The 15644-nt window shown below is 30.9% G+C and carries 17 protein-coding genes; 9 read left to right on the top strand and 8 right to left on the bottom strand.

From position 1 onward, the window contains the following. Window positions 1-129: 129 nt before the first annotated feature. The 6 genes from IW18_RS12490 to IW18_RS12465 all read left to right on the top strand — a co-directional run bounded on the left by IW18_RS12490 (window position 130) and on the right by IW18_RS12465 (window position 5533). Window positions 130-498, top strand: coding sequence for a BlaI/MecI/CopY family transcriptional regulator (locus IW18_RS12490; protein ID WP_041518160.1), 369 nt, complete (start codon window positions 130-132; stop codon window positions 496-498). A gap of 6 nt (window positions 499-504) precedes the next feature. Next, the gene (locus IW18_RS12485; protein ID WP_041518159.1) at window positions 505-2094 is read left to right on the top strand and encodes a M56 family metallopeptidase; all 1590 of its coding nucleotides are present in this window, start codon (window positions 505-507) and stop codon (window positions 2092-2094) included. 44 nt (window positions 2095-2138) lie between these two features. Continuing rightward, on the top strand, window positions 2139-2507 hold the full coding sequence (locus tag IW18_RS12480; RefSeq protein WP_041518157.1) for a BlaI/MecI/CopY family transcriptional regulator: 369 nt from the start codon (window positions 2139-2141) through the stop codon (window positions 2505-2507). Window positions 2508-2512: 5 nt separating this feature from the next. Then, entirely contained in the window at window positions 2513-4300 is a 1788-nt protein-coding gene (locus IW18_RS12475) for a M56 family metallopeptidase (protein ID WP_041518156.1), read from the top strand. A 133-nt stretch (window positions 4301-4433) separates the two neighbouring features. Then, window positions 4434-4574, top strand: coding sequence for a hypothetical protein (locus tag IW18_RS12470; protein ID WP_041518154.1), 141 nt, complete (start codon window positions 4434-4436; stop codon window positions 4572-4574). Window positions 4575-4687: 113 nt separating this feature from the next. After that, a complete protein-coding gene (locus IW18_RS12465) occupies window positions 4688-5533 on the top strand; it encodes an EamA family transporter (protein WP_041518152.1) in 846 nt (281 codons plus the stop codon). 79 nt (window positions 5534-5612) lie between these two features. On the opposite strand, the gene IW18_RS12460 is transcribed toward IW18_RS12465, so the two are convergent. Beyond that, window positions 5613-6167 (bottom strand): fasciclin domain-containing protein, encoded by a 555-nt coding sequence (locus IW18_RS12460; RefSeq protein WP_041518150.1) that lies wholly within the window; start codon window positions 6165-6167, stop codon window positions 5613-5615. A 210-nt stretch (window positions 6168-6377) separates the two neighbouring features. On the opposite strand from IW18_RS12460, the gene IW18_RS12455 reads away from it, so the two are divergent. From IW18_RS12455 to IW18_RS12445, 3 genes are read left to right on the top strand one after another with little or no spacing between them, the layout of a single operon-like run. After that, entirely contained in the window at window positions 6378-6896 is a 519-nt protein-coding gene (locus tag IW18_RS12455) for an ExbD/TolR family protein (protein WP_041518148.1), read from the top strand. Between the two features lie 14 nt (window positions 6897-6910). After that, the gene (locus IW18_RS12450) at window positions 6911-7429 is read left to right on the top strand and encodes an ExbD/TolR family protein (protein WP_041518147.1); all 519 of its coding nucleotides are present in this window, start codon (window positions 6911-6913) and stop codon (window positions 7427-7429) included. Window positions 7430-7459: 30 nt separating this feature from the next. Continuing rightward, window positions 7460-7993: an ExbD/TolR family protein gene (locus IW18_RS12445; protein ID WP_041518145.1), complete on the top strand. Its 534-nt coding sequence runs from the start codon at window positions 7460-7462 to the stop codon at window positions 7991-7993. 218 nt (window positions 7994-8211) lie between these two features. Here IW18_RS12445 and rpsA read toward each other — a convergent pair whose 3' ends face one another. The 7 genes from rpsA to porQ all read right to left on the bottom strand — a co-directional run bounded on the left by rpsA (window position 8212) and on the right by porQ (window position 15508). After that, window positions 8212-9990: a 30S ribosomal protein S1 gene (gene rpsA, locus IW18_RS12440; protein WP_041518144.1), complete on the bottom strand. Its 1779-nt coding sequence runs from the start codon at window positions 9988-9990 to the stop codon at window positions 8212-8214. Between the two features lie 298 nt (window positions 9991-10288). Beyond that, entirely contained in the window at window positions 10289-10801 is a 513-nt protein-coding gene (locus IW18_RS12435) for a hypothetical protein (protein ID WP_041518143.1), read from the bottom strand. A gap of 148 nt (window positions 10802-10949) precedes the next feature. Continuing rightward, window positions 10950-12326 carry a nucleoside permease gene (locus IW18_RS12430; RefSeq protein ID WP_041518141.1) on the bottom strand — a complete coding sequence of 459 codons (1377 nt, stop codon included), beginning with the start codon at window positions 12324-12326 and terminating at the stop codon, window positions 10950-10952. Between the two features lie 69 nt (window positions 12327-12395). Beyond that, a complete protein-coding gene (gene cmk, locus IW18_RS12425; protein ID WP_041518140.1) occupies window positions 12396-13088 on the bottom strand; it encodes a (d)CMP kinase in 693 nt (230 codons plus the stop codon). 46 nt (window positions 13089-13134) lie between these two features. After that, a complete protein-coding gene (locus IW18_RS12420) occupies window positions 13135-13758 on the bottom strand; it encodes a murein L,D-transpeptidase catalytic domain-containing protein (RefSeq protein ID WP_041518138.1) in 624 nt (207 codons plus the stop codon). A gap of 123 nt (window positions 13759-13881) precedes the next feature. Further along, window positions 13882-14484, bottom strand: a complete 603-nt coding sequence (locus IW18_RS12415; RefSeq protein WP_041518136.1) for a murein L,D-transpeptidase catalytic domain-containing protein — start codon at window positions 14482-14484, stop codon at window positions 13882-13884. 4 nt (window positions 14485-14488) lie between these two features. Continuing rightward, window positions 14489-15508, bottom strand: coding sequence for a type IX secretion system protein PorQ (gene porQ / locus IW18_RS12410; RefSeq protein WP_041518135.1), 1020 nt, complete (start codon window positions 15506-15508; stop codon window positions 14489-14491). Window positions 15509-15644 lie beyond the last annotated feature (136 nt).

Raw genomic sequence — 15644 nt, 5'->3', positions numbered from 1 at the left:
ACTTTGCGGTAAATAATTTAGCATATCTCGTACCCAAAAAGCATCAAAACGTGTTTTTTAGTTAAATAACTACTTTTATAGTTGTGTAACTAGAAAAATAGTTGTAGGTTTGAATTAAAATTAGAAAACATGCAAAAGTTAACCAACAAAGAAGAGGAAATCATGCACATTTTATGGAAGTTGAAAAAAGCTTTTGTAAAAGAAATACAAGCAGAAATTACAGAGGATCAACCGCATTACAATACACTTTCGACTATTGTTAGAAATCTGGAAGAAAAAGGTTTTGTAGCGCACAACGCGTTTGGAAATACACATCAATATTATCCAACTGTTACATTAGAAGCCTATAGCAAAAAGTTTATGAATACTGCAATTGACAATTACTTTAATAGTTCTTATAAAAATATGGTTTCATTTTTTGCTAAAGAAGAAAAGATTTCAGCAGCAGAATTACGTGAAATTTTAGCAATGATCGAAAATCCAAAACAAGAAAAATAACCGTTTATGGAAGCACTTCTTATATTTATAGCAAAATCAAGCGGTTTATTACTTCTATTCTATTCGGCTTATTATTTTTTGTTACGCGAAGAAACATTCTTCAATAGTAATAGATTTTTTTTACTAGCTGGATTAATAACTTCTATTGTATTGCCCTTTTTTGTTTTTACTAAAATAGTCTTGATAGACTCTGCTCCTATTTCAGATTTAAACTATACTCAAATATTACCAGAAAACACAATAAACGATTCATTACAAATCAATTGGAGTTTAATTTTTGTTGCTGTTTATGGTATTGGTTTAATTGGTTTTGTTGCAAAATTTGCCATCGATTTTTATAGTTTAAACTCAATATTAAAAGGAAAAAGAATACAACAGCAGGCTGATTTTAAGTTTGTAGATATAAAAGAGAACATTGCTCCATTTTCTTATTTTGATTACATCGTTTACAACTCATCACTGTATAGCGAATCAGAATTGGAAAGCATTTTAGAACATGAAAAAGTTCATAGTGATCAAAATCATACATTTGATGTATTGGTTTCCAGAGCTTTCTGTGTACTATTTTGGTTCAATCCACTTATTTGGTTTTACAAAAAAGCAATCGTTCAAAACCTTGAATTTATTGCTGATGCAGCAGCTGCTCAAAAAATATCAGATAAAAAAGCCTATCAATACACGCTTTTAAAAATTACGACACACGAGAATTGTCTCGCTATTACTAATCATTTTTATCAATCATTAATCAAAAAACGAATCGTTATGTTAAACAAAAATCAATCAAAAAAGAGTAATGCTTGGAAGTATTACACTGTAATTCCTGCTCTAGTTGCATTTGTACTTTTATTTCAAGTCGAAGTAATTGCAAAAGAAAAAGATGGAATAAATGTTGGAATTTCTAAAAAAGAAATTAAATCTGTTGATGTTTACAAAATCAAGAAAACTACGACAGATAATGAACTTAAAGTTATTGCAGAAAATCTAAAACGAATTCACAATGTCGATTGTAAGATTTCCGATTTGAAACGAAATTCAAAAAACGAATTAACAGCCATAAAAGTCGATGTAAAAAGTGGTACTACAAAAACTCAGAACTTTCAGATTAAAGGTTCTGAGGGCATTAAAGACTGTGGAATTATCGTTACAACGGATGACAATGGAACGAAAAAAATTAATTTAATCGCAGAAGATAAAATCGCTCTATCCAATGCAACTGACAAAGAGCACAGAGTAGAAATCATAAAAGTTACAAACTCAAAAACAAATACTGATGTTAACACTAATTCTAATACTAGCACAAAAGTTAATTGCGATACTAACACTAATACTGTTGTAAATACAAGTACAAATATTACAGTAAGCAATGATGATGAAACAACCGCAAATATTATAATTTCTCCAAGTTCTAAACCTAATATTCGCATAACATCAGATAAATTAATTATTGTTGATGGCGTTGTTGCTGAAGGAATGACAACTGACGAGCTTCAAAAGCTTCCTATAAAAACAATGAGTGTATTTAAAGGTTCTAATGCAATATCTAAATACGGCGAAGAAGGCAAAAACGGCGTTATTGTTATTGAAACTAAAAAGTAGTATTTCAAAAAAATCCTATTTTTACTAACCATAAAAATTAAAACATGCAAAAGTTAACCAACAAAGAAGAGGAAATCATGCATATTTTATGGAAGCTAAAAAAGGCTTTTGTAAAAGAAATTCAAACAGAAATTACTGAAGATCAACCGCATTATAATACACTTTCAACAATTGTTCGAAATTTGGAAGAAAAAGGATATGTGAGTCATTTTGCATTTGGTAATACTCATCAATATTATCCTGTTGTAAGCATTGAAGATTACAGTAAAGGTTTTATGAATATAGCTATTGACAATTACTTTAATAGCTCTTACAAAAGCATGGTTTCATTTTTTGCTAAAGAAGAAAAAATTTCAGTAGCAGAATTACGTGAGATCCTGGCAATGATCGAAACTCCAAAAGAAGCAAAATAATCGTTATGGAAACACTCTTAATTTATATCGCAAAATCAAGTGGATTATTAGTACTGTTTTATTGTGCTTATTACTTTTTGTTGCGCAAAGAAACATTTTTTAATAGTAATAGATGGTTTCTGTTGGCAGGTTTAGTAACCTCAGTAATACTCCCATTTTTGGTATATACCAAAATAGTTTGGATTGAGCCAACTCCAGAACCAAGTTATACACCAACTATGAAATATTCGCAACTTTATGTTCCGAATAGTCATGTTATTGAAAATAGTTCTTTTGAAATAAATTGGAACTACATTATCCTGGCCGTTTACTGTATTGGTTTCTTAGCCTTATTAATAAAATTTGCGATCGATTTTTATAGTTTAAATACAGTTTTAAAAGGTAAAAAAGTACATCAACAAGCAGATTTTAAGTTCGTTGATATCGATCAAAACATTGCTCCTTTTTCTTATTTTGATTATATCGTGTACAACTCATCAATGTATACGCCATTAGAATTAGAAAATATAATTGAGCACGAAAAAGTACACAGCGATCAGAACCACACTGTTGACGTTTTGGTTTCCAGAATATTTTGTGTCCTATTTTGGTTTAATCCGATTATTTGGCTGTATAAAAAAGCCATTCTTCAGAACCTTGAATTTATTGCGGACAATGAGGCTGCCAAAAAAATATCCGACAAAAAAGCGTATCAATACACGCTTTTAAAAATAACAACGCACGAATCATGTGTTGCAATCACCAATCATTTTTATCAATCATTAATCAAAAAACGAATTGTCATGTTAAACAAAAATCAATCAAAAAAGCGTAATTATTTGAAGTATTATGCAATAATTCCGGCACTTGTAGTTTTTGTGTTTCTATTTCAAATAAAAACCCTAGCACAAGAGAAAGAAAGAAAAGAAGTTCAGGAAGTAACTAAAAAGGTTGATCCAATCGCTGTTTTTAAAATCCAAAAGAATACAACAGATAAAGAATTAAAGGAAATGGCTGAGAAGCTAAAGCTAAATCACAATGTTGATGTTGTAATATCTGATGTGAAAAGAAATGCTAAAAATGAATTAATAGCAATCAAAGTTAACATTCAAAAAGGAAGTAACGGAACTCAAACTCTTGAGATCGAAGGCGACGAAGCTATTAAAAGTTGCGGTATCATTGTAACGACAGAAGATAATGGTAAAGAAAAAATTGGAATTCTTACAGATGACGAAATCGAGAAGCCAATAGTAATCAAAAATCGAATTGTAGAGATTAGAGAAAACAACAATAATAGTGTCGCCTCACCAACTCCGCCTACACCTCCAATTCCACCGGTATTTCCAGGAGGACCAATACCACAAGCACCACCAGTTGATATGTCTAAAATGCCAAAACCTCCGGTTGTACCTGCAAATACAAAAGATAAAGTAGCTATGGCAAAATTTGATAAAGAAATTGCTGAGTTCGACAAAAAAATGGAGGCTTTTGAACCTGATATGTCTGCTTATGAGAAACAGATAGAAGAAATCATGTCTCAAAGAGAAGCTATCTACGATAAAGAAATGCAGAAATATGAAGTTGCAATGGAAAAATTCAACGCAGACATGGAGAAATTTAACCAAGAAATAGAGCAGAAATATGGTAAAGATTCAAAGGAATACAAAATCAATATGAAGCAATATGAATTAGATACGAGACGACATGACATTGATATGAGGCAACTTGATAAAAATATGAAGCTACATGATAAGGCTATGAAACTTTATGAAAAAGAATTAAAGAGAAAAGAAAGAGAAAGCAAAAGATCATAAAACAATTTTCATTAAGTATAAAACCAATTTCAAAAAACTAAATAACTAAGTTATTACATCCTTACACAACCAGAAAAAGACTTTGCTTAACGCAAGGTCTTTTTTTTATATCTTTGAGCAAAATAATCTCCCTATGTACAAAATCTTAGCCAAAATCAATAAAGTTCTCTTACCTAGTTTTACCAAGCAAGGTTTAGATATTTCAAAAGCCAAAAAATGGCAAATGGCTATTATTGGCTATCGAGCTTTTGTGACAAAACGAGCTTTAGAATAATAAAAACATATTACTTACTATTTAGTTGAAATTAATCTCAACAACCCTCTTTAGAAATTAGATTTTTTTTGTTCCTAAAAACAGATCTCTTATTTCGCATTCGATAGATTACCATGAAAAACAAAGAATTCAATATCCCTCCTATTTATGCTGTATTGCTCGCTATTGTTAGTGTTCAATGCGGTGCGGCAATTGCTAAAACTTTATTTCCAGCAATTGGAGCTGCTGGAACCGCATCGATTAGAATTGGAATTTCGGCTATAATTTTATTATTGGCATATAGACCTAACTTAAAGCAAATTACACCCAATCAATGGAAAATTGTTATTCCTTATGGTTTGTCTTTAGGTGCGATGAATTTAATCTTTTATCTAGGAATCGAAAGAATTCCTATTGGATTGGCTGTTACTTTAGAATTTGTTGGTCCATTATTAGTAGCAATAATTGGCTCAAGACGCTTGATTGATTATTGTTGGGTTGTATTGGCAGCAATTGGAATCGCTTTAATCGCTCCGTGGAGTAATAAAAATGTTGATTTACTTGGAGTTATATTCGCACTCTTAGCAGGTGGATTCTGGGCAGCTTATATTGTTTTGGGTGGAAAAGTTTCTAAAATTATGAATGGCGGTCAAGCCGTTTCAACCGGAATGCTATTTGCTGCGATTTTAATCTTACCTTTTGGATTCTACGAAAACGGATTGGCAAATCTTACTCCTAAATTTTTGGGAATGGGTGTCGCTCTTGCACTTTTATCAAGCGCTATCCCTTTTACACTCGAAATGAAAGCATTAGGACAACTTCCTCCACGTACTTTTAGTATTTTAATGAGTTTAGAGCCTGCTGCAGCATCAATTTGTGCTTTTATTTTTTTACAGGAACATTTAAGTTTCTATGAAATATTAGCTGTTGTTTGCGTTGTTACAGCATCTGTTGGATCGACTTTGACAGCTAAAAGATAAAATAAAGATTCCAAAACTTTTCATAAAAAAAAGTCCTGTATTTACAGGACTTTTTTGTTTTTGGAGTCTTTTATTCTAATTATTTTTTAGGTAACAATACAGTATCAATTACATGAATTACACCATTAGATTGATTCACATCTGCAATTGTAACTTTAGCTTTATTTCCACTTTCGTCACTAATGTATAAATCTTTTCCTTTCATCCAAGCTATTAGAGTGCCACCGCTTACAGTTTTAATAGTGGCTTTTCCTTTACCATCCTTAATTGCTTTTGCGATATCTGAAGCATTCCATTTACCAGCAACAACATGATAGGTCAAGATCGTTTGAAGTTGTTTTTTGTTTTCTGGTTTCAATAATGTTTCAACAGTTCCTTTTGGTAATTTATCAAATGCTGCATTTGTTGGAGCAAAAACGGTAAATGGTCCTTTTCCTTCTAGTGTTTCAACTAATCCGGCAGCTTTTACAGCAGCTACAAGTGTAGTGTGATCTTTTGAGTTTACTGCGTTCTCAATAATATTTTTATTAGGATACATTGCAGCTCCACCAACCATAACGGTTTTTTGTGCAAATGCTGTAAATCCAAATCCTAATGCTAAAATAGCTACTGCTAAAAATTTTCTAGTTTTCATAATGAATGTTTTAAGTTATAAGCTCATTTACGCGGTAATAATAGTTTTGGTTTTACTAAATCTTCAAAAAAAAATTAGTAACATTAAAATATTCACAAAGAAGACTGTAAAACAAGCGGTTAATACTAGAAAATATTTTTATAAATTTTAAATCTTAGCTTATCAATATGTTAATTTTATTGTTAACTTTAATATTAAAAATCTTTTTTTATGGAGAATTTACACGAGAAAACAAAAAGTCAAAATAGAACAATAAAAAACACAGTAATTACTATTTTCGGTATTTGTCTTTTTTTTGTAGTGTTTTTTGTAGTAACTGTAAAACTGTCAGAGCCGACAGTAATGACTTTAAACTTACCCAAAACAAGTGAGAATATTAACCATTCAACACTTGACGAACATAATGTAATGACGATCCTACTTGGTGCAAACAATAAAATAATCTATTATGGAGGTTCTTTAGATTCTCCAATAATTTCACCAACAGAAACAAAATACGGCGAAAATGGCATACGAAAAGAGTTAACTCAACAAAATAAAAGTTCACTTGAAAATTCGTCAAAAGTTTCTAGACCTAAAAAACTAATTGTAATCATAAAGCCCAGTGCAAAATCAACCTATAGAAATTTAGTTGATATTTTAGATGAAATGACAATTACTAATATTGAAAATTTCACAATTGTAAAAGACTTTACACCTGAAGAATCTAAATTATTGACCTCTAAATAAAATATCTTAAAGCCATGGAAAATCTACCTAAAAAAATCAGAAGCAAAAAACTAAACACAAGAGTTGATTTAACTGCGATGGTTAGCATTTCTTTTTTGTTAATTATATTTTTTATGGTTGTTGGTGAATTATCAAAACCAAAAACTATCGAGGTAAGTTTACCAGATCGAGATCAAGGATGTGGTGGAGGACCAATTGCCTGCTATAGAGGAGAACGTTTTTACACTGTTTTACTAGGAGACAATAATAAAATAATTACTTATGATGGTTTGTATACTCCAATAAAAAAGAATAATTATAATAAAAATGAATTTCGTGCCAATTTAAGATTTACTAATAAAAGAATACTAGAATATTCAACCGCTATTGGTAAACCTAATCGAGGTGCTATTGTATTTATAAAACCATCTGAAAAAAGTACGTATGGTGATTTAGTCGATATTATTGAAGAAATGAGACTTGCAAATATTGAAGCATACACAATCGTAAATGAATTTACACCTGAGGAAGAAAAATTATTGGCTTCTAATTAAAATTTCTTTAAAAAATTAAAACTTACTAACATGCAAAATTTACCTAAAAAAATCAGAAGTAAAAAGTTGAACGCAAGAGTAGATTTAACAGCAATGGTTAGTATTTCGTTTTTGTTGATTATATTTTTTATGGTTGTTGGTGAATTATCTAAGCCTAAAGTTATAGATTTAAGCTTGCCTAATAAAGACTACGAAATAGCAGGTGTTATTACCTGTGGAGTTGGCATGAGTGACCGTATTATAACCGTTTTATTAGGTGATAATGATAAAATAATACTTTATCACGGACTTCTAGGATTTGAATCTGATAGTCCAAAAGAAATCAAATATGGCAAAAATGGAATTCGCCAAGAGTTATTCAATAGAAATAAAACTATTTTAGAGTATTCTGCAAAATTTGGAAGGTCAAATCGAGGAGCGATTGTAATTATAAAACCAAGTAAAAAAACCAACTTTAAAAATTTGGTTGATATTTTAGATGAAATGGCAATTGCAAAAATAGACACATACACAATCGTAAATGAATTTACTCCAGAAGAATCAAAATTGGTGGCTGAAAATTAACAATGATTTTTCCATAATTTTTATCGTTCGACTTCATCACTTTTAAAAATAGTATACTTATCAAGCTTGGTTGTCACATTGAGCGAAGTTGAAATGTATACAAGTTCTCGACTCCACTTGAACTGACAAACGTAAGTCATGAAACTCGAAACAAAAAATAAGTGATAAAAAAAAGTCCCACATTGCTGTGGGACTTTCTATTTAAAGGAAACTAAGAATTATTTTTTCTCAGTTTTTTCCATTTTAGCTTTTAATGCAGCTAATACATCATTATTATCTCCTAAAGTTGCAGCTGGTGCATTAGTAGAAGAGTTAGATGAAGTATTTTCAGTTGCAGCTTTCACGTTTTTCTCTTCTTCTTCACGGAAGATAGCAGTGTGAGAAGCAACTACTCTTTTGAATTCTTTGTTGAATTCGATTACTTTGAAATCAGCAGTATCACCTTTTTTCAATTTCTTTCCGTCTTCTTTTTCAAGGTGACGAGTAGGAATGAAAGCAACGATATCATCTCCGAATTCTACAGTAGCTCCTTTGTCAACGATTTCAGAAATTTCACCATTGTGGATAGTTCCTACAGCGAAAGAATCTTCGTATTGATCCCAAGGATTAGCAGTAGTTTGTTTGTGACCTAAAGATAATTTACGTCCTTCAACATCTAATTCTAATACAACTACATCAAGTTTTTCACCAACATTTACAAATTCAGATGGGTGTTTGATTTTCTTAGTCCAAGAAAGGTCAGAAATGTAGATTAATCCATCAATTCCTTCTTCTAATTCTACGAAAATACCAAAGTTTGTAAAGTTTCTAACGATACCTGTATGTTTAGAACCTACTGGGTATTTAGAAGTAATATCAGTCCATGGATCTTGAGTCAATTGTTTGATACCTAATGACATTTTACGGTCATCTCTATCTAAAGTTAAGATAACAGCCTCGACAACATCTCCAACTTTTACGAAATCTTGTGCAGAACGTAAATGAGTAGACCATGACATTTCAGAAACGTGGATTAAACCTTCAACACCTTCAGCAACTTCGATAAATGCACCGTAATCAGCGATTACAACTACTTTACCTTTTACTTTATCACCAATAGTTAAATTAGCATCTAAAGCATCCCATGGGTGAGCGTTTAATTGTTTCAATCCTAATTGAATTCTTGTTTTCTCATCATCGAAATCAAGAATTACAACGTTTAATTTTTGGTCTAATTCAAGAACTTCACTTGGGTGGTTGATTCTACTCCAAGAAAGGTCAGTAATGTGAATTAATCCGTCAACACCACCTAAGTCAATGAACACACCATAAGAAGTAATGTTTTTAACAACACCTTCTAATACTTGTCCTTTTTGTAATTGACCGATGATTTCTTTTTTCTGTACTTCGATATCAGCTTCGATAAGCGCTTTATGAGATACAACAACGTTTTTGAATTCGTGGTTAATTTTTACCACTTTGAATTCCATCATTTTGTTTACATATACATCGTAGTCTCTAATTGGCTTAACGTCAATTTGAGATCCTGGTAAGAAAGCTTCAATTCCGAAAACGTCAACGATCATACCACCTTTAGTTCTGCATTTTACAAAACCATTAACGATTTCTCCTGTTTCGTTTGCAGAAATAACTCTATCCCATGATTTAATAGTACGTGCTTTTCTGTGAGATAATACTAATTGACCTGTTTTGTCCTCACGGATGTCGATTAATACTTCTACTTTGTCACCTACTTTTAAGTTTGGGTTGTAACGGAATTCGTTTAAAGAAATAACACCTTCAGATTTAGCATTGATATCAACGATAACGTCTCTATCTGTAATTCTAACAACAACTCCTTCAACTACTTCTTCTTGATCTGTAGCGATGAAAGTTTTAGATACTAGTTCTTCAAACTCTTGTAAGTTTTTCTCATCAACTGCATCAATTCCTTCTTGGAAGTTATGCCAGTTAAAATTTGCTAAAAACTCTTCTTGTGATTTTAATTGTTCAGACATGCTGATAAAAAATTTGTATTCTGTTTTTCTTGAGTTTCTCAAAGCGATAGAAAAAACAGAAGTTGTTTTACATAAATAGTTGATACCTAATGGAAACTCTTCTCTGCCAAAAGGTTTGCAAAATTAATACATTTATTTGTAATAGCAAAACAATTCCAAATGATTATCAGTCAATTGTCATCAAGTACGTAAAATCATGGTTTTCTGCCAAACTTCTACTAATCTGTTGCAAGGTTTTCAAAAAATTACAGGCGTAAATTTAACAGGATTGGTTCATTACTTTCAATTGAAATTATACTTATTGTAAGTCTTCTATTTCTAGAATCTCCTTTAATTCTTCGATTGCTTTATCACATTCATTATGATACATTAGGACACCATAAATCATAAAAATCATTGCAAAAATTGATGGTACTAATATATTGACATCCAAAACAAAAATAGAATACTTGAGAATGGTAAAAACAATACTAAATAATAAGATATAAAATATTACAACAATAGCTAGCCCAGATTTAATTTCAACATAGATAACAGGTTTAGAGTTTTCTGTTTCAAAATATCCATTAATTATTGGTGCCAATCCATTTCTGTAGTCAGTTATCCTCTGAATCCTAAAATCTTCTTTTGTAAGTTCTCCTTCAAATTTTTGATTTCTAATTTTAGCAAAGAGTCCATGCCTAAAAACCGAATTATCAACAAAATCAATATCCCTTTCAAGATTCGTATAGACTTCATTAAAAGTTAAATCAGGCCTTAAAACAAATTCTTTAGCAGTAAACAATATTATTTTTTTGAATTTAAAAAACATAATTATTCGTTTTATTAACTTTTTTCACAATACAGAATTTAAATAAAAACACCACAAAAACTTCTAAATCAAGAAACTTTTGTGGTGTTATAATATTGCTTATTATTCGTTATTAAAAAAACTAAACCATAATTGATCCAATCTTTTTTTAATGACTCAAATTCTCAATTTCCTTTGGATCATGTTTATGTTTAAACAAAACGGCAAATGCAATTGCGATAACTAATGCATAAGCAGCAAATGATAACCAGATTGTATGCCAATCTTTCATTAAAATTGGATTGGTAAAAATTCCGTCAGTAGAAACAGAATTCCCCTGTCCTTTTACAAATTCTAACATCTTAGAGTTTGTTGTATCTGTTTGTAAAAATCCAGCTAATTCAGTTGTATTGCTGAATGATTTTGTAAAGAAACGGTCAATTGCCCAACCAGAAGTTAAACTTCCCAGAACTGCACCTACCCCGTTGGTCATCATCATAAATAATCCTTGTGCAGATGAACGTATTTTTGAATCAGTATTACTTTCTACAAATAAAGAACCTGAAATATTAAAGAAGTCGAATGCCATTCCGTAAACTACACAAGACATAATGATCATCCATAAACCTCCAACAGGATCTCCAAAAGCAAATAATCCGAAACGTAAAACCCAAGCCAACATACTAATTAACATTACTTGTTTGATTCCAAAACGTCTTAAGAAAAACGGAATTGCCAAGATAAACAAAGTTTCTGATACTTGAGAAATCGACATAATAATAGTCGAATATTTAATCACGAAAGAATCGGCATATTTTGGAAAATGCTTAAATTCATCCAAAAACACATCTCCGTAAGCGTTTGTTAATTGTAATGCTCCTCCTAAAAACATAGAAAACACAAAAAACAAAGCCATTTTATAATTTCCAAACAATTTGAAAGCCTCTAAACCAAGAGTTTCAGTCAAGGTTGCGTCTTCTTTAGTCAAACGCTGTGGTTCACATTTTGGTAAAGTAAAGGCATAAATCCCTAGAATTAAGGCTCCAACACCAGCGATATAAAATTGATATTCTGTTGCTTTACTTCCACTTAAATTCGTAATCCACATTGCCGCAATAAAACCAATAGTTCCCCAAACACGAATTGGGGGAAAATCTTTTACAATGTTTTTATTGTTTAATTTTAATGAAGTGTACGAAATAGAGTTACTCAACGCAATTGTTGGCATATAACAACACATTGCAGCAAACATTACATAAATAAAATTATCCGGCGTAGTTACATGCGCAATACCAAATAAAACTAAAGCATAAACTATATGTAAAAAACCATATAATTTTTCAGCATTTATCCATCTGTCAGCAATAATTCCCGTTAAGGTTGGCATGAATAAAGAAGCAATTCCCATGGTTCCGAAAACAAGACCAAACTGAGTTCCTTCCCAATTTTTAGTTCCAAACCAATAATTTCCAATTGTTATAAGCCAGGCTCCCCAAACAAAAAATTGAAGAAAGCTCATTATAATCAACCTGTTTTTAATTCCCATATGATGAAATTGTCTTTTTAATAAAAATGAAGCGGTAAAACTACCATTAAAAATAATATCTACAAAAAATTAATTCGTTTTAACAACATCATTTACCAAATCTAAGACAGCTGCAAATTGCTCTTCTTTATTTAAGTAGGAATTATCTATTTCTATTGCATCATCGGCAATAACCAAAGGAGAATCTTCACGGTGTGTATCAATATAATCTCTTTCTACTACATTTTTCAAAACATCTTCATACGATACATCATCACCTTTTTGTTGTAACTCATCAAAACGTCTTTGAGCACGGGTTTCAGCACTGGCTGTCATGAAAATTTTAAGTTCGGCATCTGGAAAAACTACAGTTCCAATATCTCTACCATCCATAACTATAGCTTTATTTTTTCCCATTTCTTTTTGCTGCTCTACCAATTTAGATCGCACTTCAGAAACTTCGGCTACTTTGCTAACAAAATTTGAAACTTCAATAGTTCTAATCTGTTTCTCAACATTTTCATCATTCAAATACATCTCAGCAAAACCCAAATCAGCATTAAACTTAAATTCTAATTGAATTTTAGGCAGAACTTCTGTCAATGATTTTTTATCAAAAAAATCTGTTTTTATAAGCTGCTTTTGCATTGCAAAATATGTTATAGCGCGATACATTGCTCCAGTATCTACATAAACATATCCTAACTCTTTTGCTAATTGTTTGGCTAAAGTGCTTTTTCCTGTTGATGAGAATCCATCAATTGCAATGGTAATTTTTTTCAATTTTTTATTTTTTAAATTTTAATTTCTTTACAGCTTCCAAATGAATTTAATAGTAAATACTCATCAAAATATCTGATTTAGAAGTATCTATTATTTTAGCCATTCTTTCAAAGTACTTTTTATTTACCATTGGACAGCCATAACTGTTGCAAATATATCCATTTTGCTCGTTATATGGAACATCATAATAGTAATGAAAAACAATATCCCGCACAAATGCATTACTATTTGTTTTATCTAATCCGTACAATTTATAAGCTTTTCCGAACTTTCCGTTATAATGTTTCCCGATGGAATACTTTCCTAATGAAGTACTTAATGAGTTAGGAACATTACTAAATTTAAGTTTTCCTTTAATATTAGTTTCAGAGCCAGAACCATGAGCTACTAAACCTTGATCTAGAATTTGATTATTTACTAGATCATAGACAAAAAAGCGATTCTTACCTGAGGGTATTTTCATATCGATAAAAAATGCAATTTTCTCGTTGTATTTTTTATTAGACTTTATTATTCTCTTAACCTCTTTTACTTGCGTTTGATCAACTTTTTTATCAGCTAGCAATGATGTTTCCTTTTCTAGAGATGATGACTCATAACGTTTTACAACAATCTTATAGCCAATAAAAAACAACAGTAACAAAAGAGAAGCAAAAAAAATCTTCTTCATAAATAACCGCTTAATTGATTTGATAAATTAAAGTGAAAAATAAAAAAAGGCAAAAAAAATTACCGTTGACAAACGTACAACAGTAATAATATTTTTATTAAAATTTAGAGAATAAAATTTTATTTAATAATAAACGTCTAAAATAATCTTAGATTTTGAGGTATCGATTAGTTTTTCGATTCGTTTAAAGAACTGCTCATTAACCATTGGACAACCGTGACTATTACTAATATAATAATCCTGTTCTTCATAAGGTACTGCAGAGTAATAATGCAAAACAATAGCTCTTTTTAAAGCATTGTTATTAGTTTCATCTAAACCATTTAGTTTATACGATTTTCCAAAAGAACCCTTATAGCATTTTTCGATAGCATATCTTCCTAATGCAGTACAGTTTGAGTTTGGTTCGTTGCTAAATTTCAAATTGCCTTTTGCTCCAGTTTCAGACCCTGAACCGTGAGCTACCAAACCTTGATCGATAATTTTATTATTTACAAGATCGTAAACAAAAAAACGATTTTTACCCGAAGGTATTCTCATATCAACGAAAAAAGCAATTTTGGTATTGTACTTAGAATCAGCACAAATCATATCTTTTATATCGTCGATTCTACTGTTAATCCTATCTATTTCTAAATTGGTTGTGGTAGTTTCCTTTTTTAAGTAGGATTTTGAACCCGAAAAAAAGCCTACAGTTACGAACAAAAATAAACTGAATATTTTCATATAACTATTGAAAATTTAAAATTAAACCAAAAAGACTTGTGTTTGCTGCCAATGTATATCTCGAATACGAGTAATTAAACTTTAACTTATTTACTTTTAAACCAAAACCTAACGAAACACCTGAAAAATTACGTTGTTCATTAACTCTTAATTCTTCTCCTCTTCTAAAATTATATCCTAAACGTACATTAAATGCTTTTTTAGGAAATAGCTCTACACCAAAAACAACATGTCGTAAAGCATTATTTACAAACGAAACTTTTTCATCACTTGTTGTTCCGTCAATGTTGGTTTCTCCACGAACAGGATTCGAAAAAGAAAGATTCCATTGTTGTAAATTTTCTAACGAAAGATGCCAACGAAGAGGAACGTGTTCTAATTCTTGCGAAACCCCAGCAACGATTTCAAATGGTAAATTCTCTTTTATTCCGGAATAGGTTGTAAACTGTGTTCCAATATTACGGATTACTAATGCCAAATTTACATCATTTTTCTCAATTTGATACATAATTCCCACATCAATTGCACCACCTATTGAATTATAACTTTCTAAAGTCGAAGTTATTAGCTTTGCATTTACACCAATATGCAGGTCTGTATAAGGAACATTGTAAGCATATCCTAAGGATAACGCACCTTCGCTTCCTGTAAAACTTGATGTTGACTGACCATTTTCGTCATAACCTTCAAATGAACCATAATTTACATAACTTATCCCTGCATAAAAAGTTTGAACGTGTCTATCGTATGTATAAGCATATGAAGCAGTTCCATAAGAAGCTTCTCCATAATAATTACCATAATTCATAGCAAGGTGATTGTCCATATCTTCTTTTAAAGCTGCTGGATTAGACATCGCTTGGTTGACGTCTTCATCGTAAATCGTTATTGTTTTTCCTCCCAACGCTGCCTGCCTTGGTGACGTTGTTAAATTTAGAAATTGATAGGTGTAACGTCCCCCAATTTGCCCGAATGAAACCGAACAAACCAAACTAAAAAAAAGTAAAACAAATCGTTTTAACATGCTTTTGGGGCGATTCCTATGTGGGAATAACGCAAATGCGAAGATAAAATTATATAAGTTATAAAAAATAAATATATTTAAATTCCAATAAAAAATTTCCAAACTCTAATTTGAAAGGAAAACTCCAATGTTTTAA

It is taken from the genome of Flavobacterium hibernum (assembly GCF_000832125.1).
In the GTDB taxonomy this organism is placed as follows: Bacteria; Bacteroidota; Bacteroidia; order Flavobacteriales; family Flavobacteriaceae; genus Flavobacterium; species Flavobacterium hibernum.
This window is presented reverse-complemented; position numbering and strand designations above follow the sequence as displayed.